This window comes from Paraburkholderia nodosa DSM 21604, from assembly GCF_000519185.1.
Taxonomy (GTDB): Bacteria; Pseudomonadota; Gammaproteobacteria; order Burkholderiales; family Burkholderiaceae; genus Paraburkholderia; species Paraburkholderia nodosa.
On the sequence record NZ_JAFA01000035.1, the window covers coordinates 1 to 18,769 of the forward strand.

Here is an 18,769-nt window from a genome sequence, read left to right on the forward strand (position 1 = left end):
ATCAAAAAGACGATCGAGTACGCGAAGGAAATCAATCCGCATACGATTCAGGTGTCGCTCGCCGCGCCCTATCCGGGCACGACGCTCTACAAGCAGGCCGTGGAAAACGGCTGGATGGAAGAGAACAAGACCATCAACCTGGTGAGCAAGGAAGGGGTGCAGCTCGCGGCGATCGGCTACGCGCATCTGTCGCGCGACGAGATCTATCACCACCTCGAGCAGTTCTATCGGCAGTTCTATTTCCGGCCGTCGAAGATCTGGGAGATCGTGCGCGAGATGCTCACGAGCTGGGACATGATGAAGCGGCGTCTGCGCGAAGGCGTGGAGTTCTTCCGCTTCCTGCGCGCACACGAGGCATGATGGACCGCGCGCATGCGACGGGGCGAACGGGTGCCATCGTTGCGATGGCCGTGACGGTGCTTGCCGTCGCTTCTGCGGCAATCGAAGTCATGCGCGCTGAATTGCCCGGGTTCTCGCACCTGCTCTTCGATTCGCTCGCGGTGCTAAGCGGTCTTTGCGCCGTGCTCGGCATCATCTATACCTGCACGGCGAGCGCGCTGGTCGGCCGTTTCTTCGCGCGCGAAGTGGCGACGCCTCGGCACTTTCCGGCCATCACGCTCGCCAAGCCGCTGCACGGCGACGAATGGCACCTCGAGGAGCACCTCGCCAGCTTTTTCGAGCAGGACTATCCTGGACAAGTCCAGTATCTGTTCGGCGTGCACGATGCGCGTGACAAAGCGCTCAACGCCATCGAGCGGCTACGCGCGCGTTATCCCGATGCGCACATCACGGTCGTCGCCGATGCACGCCTATACGGTCCCAACCGCAAGATCGCGAATCTCGTGAACATGCTCGAAAAGGCCGAGCATGACGTGCTGTGCTTTGCCGATAGCGACGTGCTCGTCGACAAGAACTATCTGCGCCAGGTGGTCGGGGCGCTGCAGCAACCGGGCATCGGCCTCGTGACCGCGGTTTATCGCGGCCTGTGCGCGCCGGGATTCTGGCCTCGCGTGGCGTCGGCCCTGACCAACTATCATTTTCTGCCCGGCGTCGTCACGGGGCTCGCGATCGGGCGCGCGCGGCCATGCTTCGGCCAGTCCATCGCCATGACGCGCGAAATGCTCGAACGCATTGGCGGTCTGGCGCAATTCGCGCATCACCTCGCCGAAGACCATGCAATCGGCGAAGCCGTGCGCCGCGCCGGCGCGGAAGTTTCTATTCCGCCGATTCTCGTGCGGCACGCTTGCGTGGAGAATACGTTTGCCCAACTCTTTGCGCACGAACTGCGCTGGAGCCGCACGGTTCGCGCGGCGGACCGCTCGGGGCATCTGGGCGCCGTGCTGATGCATCCGTTCGCGCTCGCCATGCTTGCCGTGGCATTGTCCGGCGGCGCAGCCCCCGCGTGGATACTGGCCGCCGTGGCGCTGTGCGCGCGCGCGTGGCTGATGTGGCGGACCGACCGCGCGACCGGCGACAAGTCCAGCGGACTGTTATGCTTACCCCTTTGGGAAATGGTCCAGTTCGCGATCTATGTCGCGAGCTTTTGTTCGTCTGGCGTCGTTTGGCGCGGCACGCGCTTTCGCGTCGACAGGAATGGCATGCTTTCGCCAGTCCACGAGACCTGAGCGTCACAGTAGATGGGGGGCACAATGAGACGGGAGCATCCACTAGAGAGCACCCGCAGATGAAGCACATGGGACGTATCGCCGCCCTGGTCGGTCTTGCGATCGCCGTGTGGCTCGTTTGGCGCGAACATCCCGCGGCGGTGCTGCAACTGTTGCGCGGCGCGGGCATGGGCCTCGTGCTGGCGGCCATCGTGCATATCCTGCCGATGTGCGCGAATGCATGGGACTGGCGCAGCCTGATTCGCGCGGCGCAGCGTCCGTCGGTCGCGACGATGCTCAAACTCGTGTGGATTCGCGAGTCGATCAACGGCTTGCTGCCCGTTGCGCGCGTGGGTGGGGAACTCGTGTCGTTCCGCTTGCTTGGCCGTGCGGGCGTACGGCCGGCTACGGCGGTGGCGAGCCTCATTGCCGACATGCAGCTCACGCTGATCAGCCAGGTGCTGTTTGCGTTGCTCGCAGCCGGCTATCTGCTCGAACATTCCTCATCCGATACCGCGCGGGTCGTGGGGCGGATCGCATGGGGCCTCGCGGGCTTCATACCGCTGCTCGTGCTCTTCGCGCTCGTGCAGCATGCGCGGCCGTTCGAGCGCGCGGCACGCACGCTCAACCGCGTCACGAGCGGCAAGGTCGTCGATCTCGTGGGCAAGTCCGCGCGCGTCGATTTATCTCTCAAGCTGATCTGGCGGCAGACCGGCGTGGTCGTGCGCTATGTGCTCATCTGGCAAACGCTGCAATGTCTCGGCTACGCGCTTGAAATCTGGATCGCACTGCGCGTGCTCGGCACGGACGCGACCTTCGTGCAGGCGTTCGTGATCGAGGCCCTGATCCAGATGCTGAGCAGCATCGCGTTTCTGGTGCCAGCCGGCCTTGGCGTGCAGGAGGGCGGGTTCGTCGTGATCGGCGGACTGCTGGGATTCGACGCGCCCACTTGTCTCGCGCTCGCGGGCGCAAGACGCGTGCGCGATCTGATGTTCTATTTGCCCGGGCTGCTTGCCTGGCAGGCGGCCGAATACGGCTGGCCGTCACGACGCCGGACAGAGGGCACGACCACGCGCACCCGCACGGAATAATCCCGGAAGTGACCTGTGATTGAAGACAGGTCGCTTCACATTGCGCTATTGTCGGCAATCGCCCGAAAGGACTCGACATGGCAAGGGATTTCAGCGCGCTAAACAAGCACGCTCACCGCGAATACAAATTCGTCCAGGCCGACTCATATCGCCAGGTCACTCAGACCTATGGGACAGGAGAAACTCATGCGCAAGCAACCGGGGCAGCTACGCGGCAGAAAGAGCCGGGCGCGCAACGAAGTGGCCATGCTGGAGGCCCGAAAAACCCGGAGCCTAAACGGGCTTTAGCCGTGACTCGTGCGCAACTGAAAGCGCCAACGCTCGAGATTCGAGAGTTCATCCACGGTCTTTTTCTCGATCTCGCCGCGAATCAGGTGATGAATCGTGAGCCGCCCCTGCTGTGTCTCCAGGATCTGCACTAGCCGCGCGCGTTCCCGGTGGCCCTCGAAGCCCAGATCGAAATAGATGACGCGGCGACGCGTATCCCCGGTGACGAGGCTCAGGCCTCCGCCGCCTCCCGTTCCGCCAAGGATGCCCATTTGAGGAATATCCCGTATGCGGAGATTCCAGCTGAAACCATTGCGGGCAATCCACTTCTTTGCGTCTTCTTCACGCTTCATGGCCATCAGCGCGGCGGGCGGACGGTTGGTCACATCGGTTGCGATCGTATAACGCGATCTGTGCCAGTTCCTGAAGGTATTCGACTCCCGATTGTGCGCATACATGTTCCGCACGATTTTGCCTTCAAAGTCCCACTTCTGCGTCGCGGTGTCGAGCCTGAACCATTCGATGCACTCGTTCCACTCCAATAGAGGACATTCGATGTCATCGGCCAGCAGCTTGCCGAGCATGGGCGCCTTTACCTCGGCGCGGAACGTCAGGTCGAATTGATGACCCGCGGTGCCGGTGGAAGAGCGCCCGCCAATGGGCTTGATCCGTTCCAGGGGCACAGAGAGACTGGAAATCGTCATGCGGGCTTTCATGGCCTGGCTCCGTTCAATTGCGGTGCAGCCATAACAGTTGGACGTTTCCAGATATTCCCCCCATGCCCGGCAACAGGCTGCAAAAACAGATGGAATACTTTTCCGCGCCGGGCTGTTGTGGAAGAGCGGATCGAACTGGATCGACCCGTTGGGCTAAAGGAGCTTCTCCATGCATCGCCACTCACGCGGGAAGCACATTGCAATTGGGGCTGGGCTGATTTCGATGATGAGCGGACCGTCTGCACATGCGGAGTCGATCGATATACCGGACGCCCAGCCGTTACTGACCACGACCGCAGCAGGCGTGCAGATCTACGCCTGCGAGTACGGTGCTGACCACACGCTCAGCTGGGTCTTTCAGCAGCCGCGCGCCTCGCTCTACGACGCGCACGGGGCCGAGGTGATCGAGCATTCGGCCGGCCCGTCGTGGCAAGCGCGCGACGGTAGCCGCATCGAGGGAAAAGTCGTCGCGCAAAAGCCCAGTGATACGCCGGCCAGCGTGCCGCAACTGCTGCTCGAGGCGCACTCCGCCGGATCGCAGGGCATGCTCGCGCCCGTGCGCTATGTGCAACGGGTCAGGACGGTGGGCGGTGTAAAGCCGGCTGCGCCGTGCACAGTCGAGCACGAGTCGGGTAGTTCGCCTTATATCGCGACTTACATCTTCTATAAGTAAGAAGACCGATCACTGACCGGCCTCTCCGGAAAGACGGATCGCTAATTAATTCGGAGTGCAAAGTTAAACCATTCAACGTGCCATGACCATCGAATTCATCACGCATCGGGACTGGACCGCTTGGCTCGAACCAGTCACGCAGGCAGAACCCTGCGGCCCCGACCTCGAATATGACGCGCAATTCCGCGAACTCGAAGAAGCGGTCAGCGGGCGTCCGGAAGCCGAGTATGGCGACACGCTCGTGGCCGCGGTGCCGCCCGACTGGGAAGCCGCGGATGCGCTTGGCAGCGCATTGATGGCCCGCACGCGAGACCTTCGCGTGGTGATGCATCTGGCGCGAGCGCGCTGGATTCGCGAGGGCATTACCGGTCTTGCGGACGGCCTCGTCTTGACTGCCGCGCTGCTGGAGCGTCACTGGGAGCACGTGCACCCGCAACTCGACGCCAGCGACGGCGACGGCGACGACGTGACGGCCCGCATCAACGCGCTCGCCGCGTGGACGGAGGCAGGCAGTGTGCTCGCCGGTCTCATGGATAGCCCGCTGCTGCAAGGCCGCTCCCCGGTCACGCTGCGCGAGTGGTCGTATGCGAACGGCGAAGCCGTCGTACCCGAAACGCACACGGTGATGAGCCTCGCGGCGGTCGAAGCGTCGATTGCCGCGTCGCCTGATGCCGCGCGCAGCGCGAAGAAGGCGTTCGATGCCGCGTACGACAGCGTTCGCGCGATCGAAGCGACGCTTGCCGAACGCGTAGGGGCAACCCAATCGCTCGATTTCGCCTCGTTGAAGGCATTGCTGGAGCGTGCATCGGCGCTACTTGCAACGGGCGTGGGCGTGCACCCGGACGAAGCGCAAATGCATCACGCAAACGAGACCGGTGTCGAGTCGCCCGCTGCCGCCAACGGTAACGCACCCTCCAGCACGATCGGTAGCCGTGCCGACGTGGGCGCCGCGCTGCAGCGGATCTGCGCCTGGTACGCGCAACACGAACCTGCCAGCCCCGTGCCGTTACTGCTCGAACGGGCGCGCGGCCTCGTCGAGAAGTCCTTTGTCGATCTCTTGAAGGACCTCGCGCCGGAAGGGCTCGCGCAACTTACCCAGGTGGTCGGTACGGCCGCCGTCGAAACGCCGGTGGAATGATCGAAGCCGCACTGCAACGCAACTCAACCAGGAGAACGGTCAAATGGCCAAGGAGAGCAGTCAGAAGTTCATTGCGCGCAATCGGGCGCCGCGCGTGCAGATCGAGTACGACGTGGAAGTGTACGGCTCGGAAAGGAAGGTCAGCTTGCCCTTCGTGATGGGCGTGCTGTCCGATCTTTCGGGGCAGCCGCAGGAAGCGCTGCCGCCTGTTGCGGAACGCAAGTTTCTGGAGGTCGACATCGACAACTTCGACGAACGGCTGCGCTCGATGAAGCCGCGTGTGGCGATGCAGGTCGACAACACGCTGACCGGCGAGGGCAAGATCGGCGTGGACATGACCTTCTCGAGCATGGACGACTTCGAGCCCGCCGCGATCGCGCGCAACGTCGAGCCGCTCGCCAGGCTGCTCGAAACGCGCGGCCAGTTGCAGAACCTGCTGACCTATATGGACGGCAAGACCGATGCGGAAAAGCTCGTCGCCCGACTGCTCGAGGACCCCGCGCTGATGAATGCGCTCGCCGCCGCGCCGAAGCCGCAGGGCGCGCCCGACACCGAATAAAGGAACCAAGATGGCAGACACCCAACTCGATCCATCCGCGTTCGCGCAGCCGGAAAGGCAGGAAGCCGACGCGGCGAGCCCATCCGGCGAGTTTCAACAGCTCCTGCAGAAGGCATTCCGCCCGCGCACGGAGAAAGCGCGCGAAGCGGTGGAAAGCGCCGTGCGCACGCTCGCGGAGCAGGCGCTGCTCGACACGCACCGCGTGTCCGACGACGCGCTCGCGACCATCGAAGCGCTGATCGCGCGCATCGACGAAAAGCTGAGCGCGCAGATCAACGTCATCCTGCACGCACAGCCGTTCCAGCAGCTCGAAAGCGCGTGGCGGGGACTCCACTATCTCGTCACCAACACCGAGAGCGACGAGAGCCTCAAGCTGCGCGTGATGAACATTTCGAAGGCCGATCTGCACCGGTCGCTGCGCAAGTACAAGGGCGTGGCGTGGGACCAGAGCCCGCTCTTCAAGCGGCTCTACGAGGAAGAATACGGCCAGTTCGGCGGTGAGCCTTACGGCGCGCTGGTAGCCGACTACTACTTCGACAACAGCGGCCCCGACGTCGATTTCCTCACGCAGATGGGCAAGGTTTCCGCCGCCGCGCACGCACCGTTCATCGCGGGCGCGGACCCGGCCGTCATGCTGATGGACTCGTGGCAAGAACTCGCGAATCCACGCGATCTCACGAAGATCTTCCAGACGCCCGAGCACGCCGCATGGCGCTCGCTGCGAGATTCCGAAGACTCGCGCTATATCGGCCTCGCCATGCCGCGCTTTCTCGCGCGCACGCCCTACGGCGCGAAAACGAGCCCCGTGGAGGAATTCGATTTCGAGGAAGACACCGCGGGCGCGGACGCGTCGAAGTACGCGTGGGCCAATGCGGCCTACGCGATGGCCGTGAACATCAACCGCTCGTTCAAGACGTGGGGATGGTGCTCGCGCATTCGCGGCATCGAGTCGGGCGGAGTGGTGGAGGATCTGCCGGTCCACGCGTTTCCCACCGACGACGGCGGCGTCGACATGAAGTGCCCGACGGAGATCGCGATTAGCGACCGCCGCGAGGCCGAGCTGGCGAAGAACGGCTTCATGCCGCTCGTGCACAAGAAGAATTCGGATATCGCGGCTTTCATCGGCGCGCAGTCGCTCAACAAGCCGATCGGATACGAAGACCCGGACGCCACGGCGAACGCCAACCTCGCCGCGCGTCTGCCTTATCTGTTCGCCTGCAGCCGTTTCGCGCACTACCTCAAGTGCATTGCGCGCGACAAGCTCGGCAGCTTCAAGGAGAAGGATGACATGCAGCGCTGGCTGCAGGACTGGATTCTTCAGTACGTGGACGGCGACCCCGCCAACTCGTCGGAAGAGACCAAGTCGCGCCGGCCGCTCGCGGCGGCGGAAGTCGTGGTCGAGGAAGTGGAGGGCAATCCGGGCTACTACACCTCGAAGTTCTATCTGCGTCCGCATTATCAGCTCGAAGGCCTGACCGTCTCGTTGCGGCTCGTTTCGCGGCTGCCGTCGACCAAAGCGGCGTGAGTCGCCGCGGTTTTTCAGTTCTGCACGAACCCGATCAATAAGGAATCCAAATGGCAGTCGATATTTTTTTGAAGCTTGGCACGGTCACGGGCGAGTCGCTGGATACGACTCACAAGGACGAAATCGACGTGCTCTCGTGGAGCTGGAGCATGGATCAGTCCGGCACGATGCACCTCGGCACGGGCGGTGGCGGCGGCAAGGTCGACGTGCATGACCTTTCGATCACCAAGTACACGGATCACGCCACGCCGGCCATCATGACCGCCTGCGTGACCGGAAAGCACTTCCCGACGGGCAAACTTACCGTGCGCAAGGCGGGCGGCAACAAACCGCTGGAGTACTACACGATCGATCTGGAAAAGGTGCTCGTCACGAACTACGCGACAGGCGGATCGGACGGAGAGGACCGCTTCACCGAAACGGTGACGCTCAACTTCGAGAAATTCCACGTGACCTACCAGCAGCAGGATCCGACCACTGGCTCGGCGCTCGGCGGCGTGGTCGAGTGCAAGTGGAACATTCCGGCCAGCGCGCCGGCGTAAGCGGACCATGCGCACGAGAAACGCCGAGCGCGTGCAGCCCTCGCTGCTGGAGCGGCTGACCGACCACGCCCCCGAGGCGACCAGCGAAGTCCGCGAGCATCGGGCCAGTTCGGCGCGCGCGCAGCGCCTGAGCGTCATGCGCGACATCGGCTGGCTCCTCAATGCGCGGGGCATCGCGTCGGCGCAGGAGATCGCGCGCTATCCGTGCGTGGCCGACTCGGTGCTGAACTTCGGCTTCGCCGAGCTGGCGGGCAAGAGCGCGTCGGATGTGGAACTCACGCGGATCGAACGGCTGATTGCCGAGGCAATCGGCGCGTTCGAGCCGCGCATCGTGCGCGGCACCTTGCGCGTGCGCGCCATTCAGTCCGGTGGCGTGGCGATCGCGCACAACGCGCTGGCGTTCATCGTCGAGGGCGATCTCCATGCGCATCCGGTGCCCGAGCGGCTTTATTTGCGCACGGAACTCGATCTGGAGGCCGGCAAGGCGAACGTGTACGAAGAGGTGACGCCCAGATGAACCCCGACTTCCTGCAGTACTACAGCCGCGAACTGCAGCATGTTCGCGAGATGGGCGGCGAGTTCGCCAAGGCGTTTCCGAAGATCGCGGGGCGGCTCGGCCTCGAAGGTTTCGACTGCGCCGATCCCTATGTGGAGCGCTTGCTCGAAGGTTTCGGCTTTCTTGCCGCACGCGTGCAGATGAAAATCGATGCCGAGTTTCCGCGCTTCACGCAGCATCTCGCCGAACTGGTGTATCCGCACTATCTCGCGCCGACGCCCGCAATGACGGTCGTGCAACTGCAGCCCGACAAGACTCACCCCGCGCTTGCGGACGGCGTTGCCGTGCCGCGCGGCACGCCCCTGCAGGGCCGGTTCGACGGCGAGCGCGCGACGCGCTGCGAGTTTCGCACGGCGCACGCGCTCACCTTGTCGCCGCTCGAACTGGTGGAGGCGCGCCTTTTTACGCACACCGGCGCGCTGCCCGGCGTCGCGGCCGGCGTGCCGCGCGGCGTGAAGGCAGGCTTGCGCCTCAAGCTGCGCGCGCTCGGCGAACGCTCGATTAACGACCTCGCCATCGATCATCTGCCCATCTACCTGCGCGGCAGCGACGGCACGGCGGCAAAGCTCCATGAACTTCTGGTCGGTTCGACGCTCGGCATCGCGACGCCCAGTGGTGTGCTGCCGCCTTCGTTGCTGCGCCCGCTCGGCTTCTCGGATGAAGAAGCGCTGCTGCCCGTGAGCGATCAATCGTTTCCGGGCTATCGGCTGCTGCAGGAGTATTTCGCCTTTGCGCAGCGCTTCATGTTCGTCGGCATCGATGGATTGCGTCCGCATTTCGCTCGTTGTGAAAGCCATGAAATCGAGCTTGTCGTCCTGCTTTCGAAGGGCGATACCGCGCTCGAGCAACGGATCGACCACGAGAATTTTGCGCTCCATTGCACGCCTGCGATCAATCTCTTTGCGCGCCGCGCCGATCGTATCGCGGTGACGGGTGAGCAGTTCGAGCATCACGTCGTGGTAGACCGGACGCGGCCGCGCGACTTCGAAGTCTATCGCGTGCAAAGCGTGACGGGCCATCGCTCGGGTGGCAGCGCGCCGGTCGAGTTTCAGCCGTTCTACCGCATGCGCGATCTCGGCGCAGGCGACCGCGACACGGCGTTTTATCAGGTGCGGCGCGAAAAACGTCTGCCGTCCGCCCGCGAGCAGGAGCGCGGCGCGCGTTCGTCGTATGCGGGCAGCGAAACCTGGATCGCGCTGGTGGATACGCACGAAGCACCGTATCCCGGCGATCTGCATCAGCTCGGTATCAGCGTGCTGTGCACCAACCGCGATCTCACGCTGACCCTGCCGCTCGGGCGCGGCGAAACCGACTTCACGCTGGAGCTCGAAGCGCCGGTTTCCAGCGTGCGCTGTGTCGCCGGGCCGAGCCGCCCGTTGCCATCCTATGCGCAAGGAGCAGTGGCGTGGCGTCTCCTGAGCCACCTGTCGCTCAACTACGCATCGCTCGTGGACGATGCGAACGGGAGCGGCGCCCGCGCCATGCGCGACCTGCTCGCGCTCTACGCACCCGAAGGCGACGGCGCGGCCGCACGGCAGATCGAAGGCTTGCGCTCCGTCGGCTCGCGGGCGGTCACGCGGCGCCTGCCTTCGCGCGGGCAGATCGTGTTCGGGCGCGGCCTCGCGCTCGATGTGCTGCTCGACGAGAGCGGTTTTGAAGGTGCGAGCGCGTTTTTGTTCGGCGCGGTGCTTGCGCGCTTTTTCGCGCAATACGTGTCGATGAATTCGTTTACCGAAACCTGCGTGAGTTCGACCACACGCGGTGAAATCATGCGCTGGGCGCCGGGGAGCGGGCAATGCCGGACGCTGTAATGCTATTCGAGCGCCTCTCCGCCGATGCGAACCGCTTCGACTTCTTTCAGGCTGTGCGGTTGGTCGAATGCACGCATCGCGGGTTGCCGCGCGTGGGGTCGTCGCTGCGCCCGCGCGACGACGCAGTTCGATTCGGTCAGGAACCCGAATTGATATTCTTTCCAACGGCGCTGCGCCGTTTCGTCAGCACGCAGGACACGGCACCGAAGCTCGCCGTGAACTTCTTCGGGCTGCTCGGCCCGAATGGACCGATGCCCACGCATCTGACCGAATACGTGCGCCATCGCGCGCGTCACGCCGGCGATCCAACTTTCGCGCGCTTTCTCGACGTATTTCATCACCGCATGGCCTCGCTGTTCTATCGCGCGTGGGCCACGGCGCAGCCGGTGGTGAGCCTCGACCGCGACGACGACGACCGGTTCTCCGCATACGTGGGCACCGTGTTCGGGCTCAACGAAGCGGCGCTGCGCAATCGCGACACTGTGCCCGATTTCGCCAAGCTGCATTTCGCGGGGCTGCTCGCGGGGCCCACGCGCCACGCGGCGGGTTTGCGGAGCGTGCTGTCGCACTTTTTCGGCTTTCCGGTGGAGGTCGTGCAAAACGTGGGGCACTGGATGAAGCTGCCCGACGCTGCGCTAACGCGCGTCGGTTCGCGCGACGAAAACGCCCGCATGGGCGTCGGCACGATGCTCGGGGCGAGAGTCTTCGATCGGCAGCACAAGTTCCGCGTCGTGCTCGGCCCGCTTTCGCTGGGCGATTACGAGCGCTTCCTGCCGGGCGGCGCAAGCCTCGTGCGGCTCGCCGACTGGGTGCGTCTGTACGTGCGCGATCCACTCGAATGGGACGTGAACCTGCAATTGCGGCGCGCGCAGGTGCCGCGTCTCGCGCTGGGGCGCAGGCAGCGCCTCGGCTACACGACCTGGCTGCACGCGCGCCCGGCCACGGCCGACGCGGCGCAACTCAAGCTGCGTCCGTTGGCCCCATCTCATGCAAAGGACTAGTTCAATGGCAGACATCAGCCGCGCCGTCCTGTTCGGCAAGCTCGATACGCTCAGTTTCGGCGCGATGGAGAGCGCGACCACGTTCTGCCGCTTGCGCGGCAATGCGTATGTCGAGCTTGCACACTGGCTGCATCAGATGCTGCAGTTGCCCGATTCGGACCTGCATCGCGTGATCCGCTACGCCCATATCGAGCCCGCCGCGCTCGCGCGCGATCTGACCGAGGCGCTCGATCGGCTGCCGCGCGGGGCGGCCTCCGTCAGCGATATTTCATCGCAACTGGAAGAGGCCGTGGAGCGCGGGTGGGTCTATGCGTCGCTGCTCTTCGACGCGCCGAAGGTGCGCAGCGCGCATGTGCTCGTCGGCATGTTGCAGACGCCCGTACTGCGCAACGCATTGCGCGGCATGTCGCGCGAGTTCGATCGCGTGAAGCTGGATGACCTCGTCGCCAACTTCGCCGATGTGCTCGACGGTTCGCCGGAAGCGTCGACGCCAGCGGCCGTCGTGACGCAGGAACCCGACATGGCGTATCGCACGGACGACGCCTTGCTACGCTTCACCGTCGATCTCACGGCCCAGGCGCGTGAGGGCCGGCTCGATCCCGTGGTGGGCCGCGATGCGGAGATTCGCCAGGTCGTCGACATCCTCATGCGGCGCAGGCAGAACAATCCGATCCTCACGGGCGAGGCGGGCGTCGGCAAGACGGCCGTGGTCGAGGGCTTCGCGCTGCGCATCGCGGCGGGCGACGTGCCGCCCGCGCTGCGCGACGTGAGCCTGCGCGCGCTAGACGTTGCCCTCCTGCAGGCCGGTGCGGGCGTAAAAGGCGAATTCGAGGCGCGTTTGCGCCAGGTGCTGGAAGCCGTGCAGGCGGCGCCGCATCCCGTCATCCTCTTCATCGACGAGGCGCACACGCTGATCGGCGCGGGCGGCGCGGCGGGCACCGGCGACGCGGCGAATCTGCTCAAGCCTGCGTTGGCGCGCGGCAGCGTGCGCACCATCGCGGCAACGACGTGGTCGGAGTACCGCAGGCACATCGAAAAAGATCCGGCGCTCACGCGGCGCTTTCAGGTCGTGCAGGTCCACGAGCCCGAGGAGGCGCGCGCCGTGACGATGATGCGGGGACTTGCCGCCGCGCTGGAAACGCATCACGGCGTGCAGGTGCTCGACGAGGCGATCGAGGCGGCCGTGAAGCTCTCGCATCGCTATCTGCCCGCGCGCCAGTTGCCGGACAAGTCGGTGAGCCTGCTCGATACCGCATGCGCACGCGTTGCGGTGAGCCAGCACGCGACGCCCCCCGCCGTCGACGATGCGCAACGGCGTATCGATGCGCTCAACACGGAGCTGGAGGTGATCGGGCGCGAGGCGGCTATCGGCATCGATACGGCGGCACGTCGCGAAGCCGCGGCGGGGGCATTGCAAACCGAAACCGCGCGCCTTGCCGATCTGCACGCGCGCTGGCAGGTGGAGCGCGAGATGGTCGAGGACATCCTCGCGCGCCGCGAGGCACTGCGCGAAGGCGCACCGCACGCCGATCTCGCCGCGTTGCGCGAACGGCAGGCGCAGCTCGCCGCGCACCAGGGCGACGCGCCGCTCGTGCTGCCGGGCGTGGACCGTCATGCGGTGGCGGCGGTCGTGCAGGACTGGACCGGCGTGCCCGTGCTCAACATGCTGAAGAACGAGATCGGCAATGTGTTGCGCCTGAACGAGGTGCTCGACCGCCGCATCATCGGCCAGCAGCATGCCACGCAAATGATTGCGCGGCGCGTGCAGACTTCGCGCGCCGGCCTCGACGATCCGGACAAGCCTGTCGGCGTGTTTCTGCTCGCGGGCACATCGGGCGTGGGCAAGACCGAGACGGCGCTCGCGCTTGCCGAGGCACTCTATGGCGGCGAACAGAACCTCATCACCATCAACATGAGCGAGTATCAGGAAGCGCACACCGTGTCGCTGCTCAAGGGCGCGCCGCCGGGCTACGTGGGTTTCGGCGAAGGCGGCGTGCTGACCGAAGCGGTGCGCCGGCGGCCGCACAGCGTCGTGCTGCTGGACGAAGTGGAAAAGGCGCACCCCGACGTGCACGAGCTGTTCTTTCAGGTCTTCGACAAAGGCCGCATGGACGACAGTGAAGGCCGTTCCATCGACTTTCGCAATACGCTCATTCTGCTCACGACCAACGCGGGCACCGAATGCATTGCGCAGTTGTGCCGCGATCCGCGCACGAGCCCACCGATGGAGGTGATCGAACGCGAACTGCACGCGCAGTTGCTGGAGACATTCCCGCCCGCGTTGCTCGGGCGCATGGTGACCATTCCGTATTACCCGCTTTCCAGCGACATGTTGTGCGCCATCATCCGGCTGCAACTCGGCCGCGTGGCCGAGCGTGTGGCGCTTACGCACGGTGTGCCGTTCACGTATGACGAGAGCGTGGTGACGCAAATCGCCCAGCGTTGCACGCGCATGGATAGTGGCGGCCGCATGATCGACGCCATTCTCACCAACAGCGTGCTGCCGCGCATCAGCACGGAGTTTCTTGCGCGCGTGATGGACGGTAAAACGCTTGCGCGTGTGCACGTGAGCGTCGACGGCGAGGAGATCACTTATGCCTTCGACTGAACGCCATGTGCGCATGACCTGTGCGGCGCTCGGCGACGACGCGGTGTTCCTGCGCATGTCGGCGAGCGAGGCGCTGGGACGCCTGAGCCGCTTCGAGATCGCCTTCCTGAGCCTGCACAACGATATCGATCCGGGCGCGGTGCTCGGGCAGAACCTGTCTGTGACGCTCGATTATCCGGCCGGCGGGTCGCGCGAGTTCAACGGCATCGTTACGACGCTGCGTCTGCTCGCGCCCGGCGACACCACGAAAAACCGCATGACGCGCTACGAGGCGGTCGTGCATCCGCGCCTGTGGCTGCTCACGCGCGCCTCGCACCGGCGCTTCTTCCATCAGCGCACGGCGCCGCAAATCGCCGCGCAGGTGCTGGAGGCGTACGACATCGACTTTCGCAATGCATGCACGGCGAGCTATCCGGCGCTCGACCATTGCGTGCAGTACCGCGAGACGGATTTCGACTTCGTGAGCCGCCTCATGGAGCGCGAAGGCATGCATTACTTCTTCGAGCACGCAGGCGGCAAGCATACGCTCGTGCTGGCCGATTCCGGCGCGGAGCATCGGCCCATCGCGCACTATGAGTCGGTGCCGTTTCAGGGTTGGGACACGCCTGAGCCCGACGAAGAATGCGTCTACCGCTGGCACGCGGGCGCGACGCTCGAAACGGGGCGCTACGAAGTCAACGACTACGACTTCGAAAAGGCCTCGGTGAGCAACAGCGAAGGGCTCGTTTCGCGCGCGACCCGCAGTGCACCCTACGACCCGCCACGCTATCTGATGCAGGAGCATCTGAGCGGACATCTGAAAGCGGGCGACGGCGAGCGGCTCGCGCGCGTCAACGTGGAGATCCATCAAACGCAGAACGACGCGATGGAAGGGCGCACCACCGCGCGTGGCATCGCGGCGGGCGGCCTGTTCGGACTGCGCGATCATCCGGGCGGCGCGCAGAACCGCCAGTATCTGGTGATCGAGAACCAGGCCGAAATCGTATCGGATGCCTATGTATCCACGAACGACCCCACGCAGCCTCTATTCGACTGCCACTTCAGGGCGATTCGCAGCGACAACACGTTTCGTTCACCGCGCATCACGCCCGTTCCCCGCGCGGCGGGCCCGCAGACGGCGGTCGTGATCGGGCCGCCGGGCGAGGAAATTCTCACGGACCAGTACGGGCGCGTGAAAGTGCAGTTCCACTGGGAGCAGCTTTCGCAAACAGGCGGCGGAGATCGGCTCGACCGCTGCTGGGTGCGCGTGGCGCAGGGCTGGGCGAACCGGCGCTGGGGGGCGATGTGCCTGCCGCGCGTCGGCCAGGAGGTGCTGGTGGATTTCATCGAAGGCGATCCCGACCGGCCTGTGATCGTCGGCGCGGTCTACAACTCGACCAACATGCCGCCGTACGACCTGCCCGCGCAAAGCGCGGTGTCCACGCTCAAGAGCCAGTCGACGAAGGGCGGCAACGGCTACAACGAAGTCCGCTTCGACGACCGCAAGGGCGGCGAGCAGATGTTCTTTCACGCCGAGCGCGATCACGAAACATGGATCAAGCACGACGCGCTGATGAACGTCACCGGCGAGCGGCATCTGCGCATCGGCGGCGGCGAGTTTCGCGAGACGCGCGGCGCGCGCAACGATTCGGTGCTGGGCAGCAGTACGTCGCGCGTGCTTGGCAGCGTCTCGGCAGCGAGCATGACGACGCACGAGCAGTTCGTAGGCGAGGCGTATTCGCTCGACGCCGGCGCGGCCGTGCACATCAAGGCGGGCGCGGCCGTGGAGATCGAGGCTGGCGCAACCATCGCGCTGCGTGCAGGGGCGGCGTACATCCTCATCGGTCCGGAGACGATCGAGATGTCGAGCTTCCCGATTCCGCTCGGCCCGGGCGTGCCACCGGTGCCGCTTTCGTTGCCGCCCGCGCCGCCCAGGCCGCCGCGCGACGCCGACGACGGCACGAGCAAGATTCGCAATCAGGAGGCCCCGTGAGATTGACGCTGACTGTTGAGGGCGGCGAAGCCGGCGAGCACGCCGCGCCACGCACGATGGAGATCGATGATCGCGCAACCATTGGCCGCGCGCCGGACAGTACGGTGGTGCTGGGCGACGCGCAACGCGGTATTTCGCGCATGCAGGCGAGCATCGAACGCCGTGGGGCCACTTACGTACTGGTCGATACCGGCAGCAATCCGACACTGCTGAACGGCGAGGCGCTGAACGGCGCGCACGAGGCGGTGCTGTCCGATGGCGACCAGATCCGCATTGGCGCTTATACGCTTGCAGTTTCGCTCGAAAAAGGCGAGGCAAGCTGGGCGCCAGTCGATCAAACGCTCATGACGCAACCCACGCCGCCCATGCAGCCACCCGCGGCGAGCCTGCCGGGGACGCCGGAATTCGAGGCGCCGCCGGGCGCGCCGCTCATCCCCGACGACTGGGACGCGCCGCGCGCTTCCGGCACGCCGCAGCCTCTGCGCGACGACGCGCCGTTCACGCCCGACCCGCTCGCTGCGACCCCGCTGCTGCGCGAATCGGGTCATTTCGGCGGCGAATCGAACGAGGCGCTACTGGACGTGCTGGGCTCCGCCGACCCGTTGCGCGATGCCCCCGCGCGGGTGGAGCGCGAACCTGCCGCGCCGTCACGCAGTTTCGAGCACGTATCGCCGGAAAAAGCACTGGCTGCGCTACCGCCGCACCGGTCCGAGGACTCGCTCGCCGCGACGCCGGAGGCCCGCCCAGCCGCCCCGCGCGTGGACGATTCGGCAGTGCTGGACGCACTGCTGGAGGGTCTCGGCATCGCGCCCGCCGAGGTCGCCCACCTGAGCGCGCCGGAAGTCGCGCGCCTGGCCGGTGCGCTGCTGCGCGAAGCCACGCAGGGCACGATGAGCGTGTTGCGCTCGCGCGCGATGGCGCGGCGCGAGGCCCGCATGGCGATGACGATGATCGAGGCGCGCGACAACAACCCGCTCAAATTCTTCCCCGACGCAGACCGCGCCCTGACGCAAATGCTGGGCGCGCGCGGGCGGGGCTATCTCGCGCCGGACGAAGCCTTGCGCGCCGCCTATCGCGATATCCAGGCACACGAACTCGCACTCGTCGCGGGTATGCGCGCCGCGTTCGACGACGCCATGGCGCGCATCGATCCCGCCGCGATCGAGCGCTCGCTCGACGCGCCCGCCCGGCTCGAAGCGCTCGTCGGCAATCGCCGGGCGCGCCTGTGGCAGCGCTTCGTGAAGACGTGGGAGCAAGTGTCGCGCGACGCGGGCGACGATTTCCAGCAGCGCTTTGGCGAACCGTTCGGCCGCGCCTATCAGGCGCAGCTCGACGCGCTGCAATTTCCGAAGGATTGAGTCATAGCATGTACTGGAACAACAAAGTCATCTGGTCGGAGGGCATGTTCCTTCAGCCGCACCATCTCCAGCAGCACGACCGGCACGTCGAGGCGCTGCTCGCGGGCCGCGTGAACGGCCTGCGCGCCTATGGCTGGGGCTTTACGACGCTGGAGATCGACGAGGCGCTGCTCAAGCTCGGCAAACTGGCGTTGCGCGCAGCGGCGGGTGTGCTGCCCGACGGCACGCCGTTCAACCTGCCCGCGGACGACGATCTGCCCGAACCGCTCGACGTCCCCGAAAACGCCGCGAACGTGACGGTGATGCTTGCGCTGCCGGTGCGCCGCGCCGGCGCGCCCGAGTCGGGCGGCGACGGGCACGCCGACGATCTCGCGCGGTACGGCGCGGGAGACTTCGAAGTGCACGACAGCAACGACGCCGACGCGCCCAGCACGTTGCTGCAGATCGGCAAGCTGCGCCTGCGCCTCGCACTCGCGCCCGACGTTGCCAATGCGCATGCGTGCGCGGGCGTGGCGCACGTGGTCGAGCGCCGTAGCGACGGCCGCGTCGTGCTCGACGACGACTACTGCGCGCCGTGCCTCGACTATCGCGTGGCGGGGCGCCTCGCGCGCTTCTCGACCGAACTGGGCGGGCTGCTTCAGCAGCGCGGCGAAGCGCTCGCCGGGCGTCTCGCCCAACCCGACGGCGCGGGCATGGCCGAAATCGCCGATTTCCTGCTGCTGCAGATCGTCAATCGCGCACAGCCGCTCGTTACCCACTTCAATGCCATGGATGGTTTGCACCCCGAAGCGTTCTATCAGTCGTGCATCGCGCTGGCGGGCGAGCTTGCCACGTTCAGCCAGGCGGGGCGGCGGCCGCCCACGTTCGCGGCTTACCGGCACGACCGGCTCAAGGAGACGTTCGAACCCGTGATCGATGCGCTGCGGCTCGCGCTGTCGCGCGTCGCCGATTCGCAGGTCGTGGCGATTGCGCTCGAAGAACGCAAGTATGGATTGCGGGTGGCGCGGGTCGCGGACCGCACGCTCTTTGCCGGCGCGACCTTCGTGCTCGCGGTGCGGGCGCAGGTGCCGGCCGGCACGCTGCTCTCCGCGTTCGCAAGCCAGGTGAAGATCGGCAGCATCGAGAAGATCCGCGATCTCGTGAACCTGCAACTGCCAGGCATCGCGTTGCGCGCGCTGGCGGTCGCGCCGCGCCAGTTGCCGTTCCATGCGGGCTACAGCTATTTCGAACTCGACGACCAGAACGAAGCGTGGGCAACGCTCGCGGCTTCCGCGGGCATGGCGCTGCACGTGGCGGGCGAGTTCCCCGGGCTCGCGATGGAACTCTGGGCCATCCGTCATTGAAGTCT

General features: G+C 65.6%; 15 protein-coding genes and 1 pseudogene. 15 read left to right on the forward strand and 1 reads right to left on the reverse strand.

The window, feature by feature from the left end:
• From A3CW_RS48510 to A3CW_RS48515, 3 genes and pseudogenes are all read left to right on the forward strand, one after another.
• A pseudogene (locus A3CW_RS48510) lies at positions 1-360 on the forward strand (hopanoid biosynthesis associated radical SAM protein HpnJ); the annotation flags it as partial.
• Positions 360-1,625: a bacteriohopanetetrol glucosamine biosynthesis glycosyltransferase HpnI gene (hpnI, locus tag A3CW_RS0134395; RefSeq protein WP_081771939.1), complete on the forward strand. Its 1,266-nt coding sequence runs from the start codon at positions 360-362 to the stop codon at positions 1,623-1,625. The pseudogene A3CW_RS48510 and the gene hpnI, both read left to right, overlap by 1 nt.
• Before the next feature lie 59 nt (positions 1,626-1,684).
• Positions 1,685-2,695 (forward strand): lysylphosphatidylglycerol synthase domain-containing protein, encoded by a 1,011-nt coding sequence (locus A3CW_RS48515; protein ID WP_035514823.1) that lies wholly within the window; start codon positions 1,685-1,687, stop codon positions 2,693-2,695.
• Positions 2,696-2,979: 284 nt separating this feature from the next.
• Here A3CW_RS48515 and A3CW_RS0134405 read toward each other — a convergent pair whose 3' ends face one another.
• Positions 2,980-3,678 carry a hypothetical protein gene (locus tag A3CW_RS0134405; RefSeq protein WP_035514825.1) on the reverse strand — a complete coding sequence of 233 codons (699 nt, stop codon included), beginning with the start codon at positions 3,676-3,678 and terminating at the stop codon, positions 2,980-2,982.
• 169 nt (positions 3,679-3,847) lie between these two features.
• Between A3CW_RS0134405 and A3CW_RS0134410 the strand changes: the two genes are divergently transcribed.
• The 12 genes from A3CW_RS0134410 (at position 3,848) to tssK (ending at position 18,764) form a co-directional block, all read left to right on the forward strand.
• Positions 3,848-4,351 carry a DUF3455 domain-containing protein gene (locus A3CW_RS0134410; protein ID WP_028207601.1) on the forward strand — a complete coding sequence of 168 codons (504 nt, stop codon included), beginning with the start codon at positions 3,848-3,850 and terminating at the stop codon, positions 4,349-4,351.
• A gap of 82 nt (positions 4,352-4,433) precedes the next feature.
• Positions 4,434-5,489 (forward strand): type VI secretion system protein TssA, encoded by a 1,056-nt coding sequence (gene tssA, locus A3CW_RS0134415; protein WP_028207602.1) that lies wholly within the window; start codon positions 4,434-4,436, stop codon positions 5,487-5,489.
• A gap of 43 nt (positions 5,490-5,532) precedes the next feature.
• Complete coding sequence (tssB, locus tag A3CW_RS0134420) at positions 5,533-6,048, forward strand: type VI secretion system contractile sheath small subunit (RefSeq protein ID WP_028207603.1); 516 nt, start codon at positions 5,533-5,535, stop codon at positions 6,046-6,048.
• A gap of 10 nt (positions 6,049-6,058) precedes the next feature.
• Positions 6,059-7,573 carry a type VI secretion system contractile sheath large subunit gene (gene tssC / locus A3CW_RS0134425; RefSeq protein WP_028207604.1) on the forward strand — a complete coding sequence of 505 codons (1,515 nt, stop codon included), beginning with the start codon at positions 6,059-6,061 and terminating at the stop codon, positions 7,571-7,573.
• A 50-nt stretch (positions 7,574-7,623) separates the two neighbouring features.
• Positions 7,624-8,115 (forward strand): Hcp family type VI secretion system effector, encoded by a 492-nt coding sequence (locus A3CW_RS0134430; protein ID WP_028207605.1) that lies wholly within the window; start codon positions 7,624-7,626, stop codon positions 8,113-8,115.
• 7 nt (positions 8,116-8,122) lie between these two features.
• On the forward strand, positions 8,123-8,632 hold the full coding sequence (tssE, locus tag A3CW_RS0134435; RefSeq protein WP_028207606.1) for a type VI secretion system baseplate subunit TssE: 510 nt from the start codon (positions 8,123-8,125) through the stop codon (positions 8,630-8,632).
• Complete coding sequence (tssF, locus tag A3CW_RS0134440) at positions 8,629-10,482, forward strand: type VI secretion system baseplate subunit TssF (protein WP_028207607.1); 1,854 nt, start codon at positions 8,629-8,631, stop codon at positions 10,480-10,482. Before tssE ends, tssF begins: the two co-directional genes overlap by 4 nt.
• Entirely contained in the window at positions 10,467-11,483 is a 1,017-nt protein-coding gene (gene tssG / locus A3CW_RS0134445) for a type VI secretion system baseplate subunit TssG (protein WP_028207608.1), read from the forward strand. The genes tssF and tssG overlap by 16 nt, the downstream gene beginning before the upstream one ends.
• Before the next feature lie 4 nt (positions 11,484-11,487).
• A complete protein-coding gene (gene tssH, locus A3CW_RS0134450) occupies positions 11,488-14,091 on the forward strand; it encodes a type VI secretion system ATPase TssH (protein WP_028207609.1) in 2,604 nt (867 codons plus the stop codon).
• Positions 14,078-16,063, forward strand: coding sequence for a type VI secretion system Vgr family protein (locus tag A3CW_RS0134455; protein WP_028207610.1), 1,986 nt, complete (start codon positions 14,078-14,080; stop codon positions 16,061-16,063). Before tssH ends, A3CW_RS0134455 begins: the two co-directional genes overlap by 14 nt.
• Complete coding sequence (gene tagH, locus A3CW_RS0134460) at positions 16,060-17,421, forward strand: type VI secretion system-associated FHA domain protein TagH (protein ID WP_081771940.1); 1,362 nt, start codon at positions 16,060-16,062, stop codon at positions 17,419-17,421. The genes A3CW_RS0134455 and tagH overlap by 4 nt, the downstream gene beginning before the upstream one ends.
• A gap of 8 nt (positions 17,422-17,429) precedes the next feature.
• Positions 17,430-18,764: a type VI secretion system baseplate subunit TssK gene (tssK, locus tag A3CW_RS0134465; RefSeq protein WP_028207612.1), complete on the forward strand. Its 1,335-nt coding sequence runs from the start codon at positions 17,430-17,432 to the stop codon at positions 18,762-18,764.
• Positions 18,765-18,769: the final 5 nt, after the last annotated feature.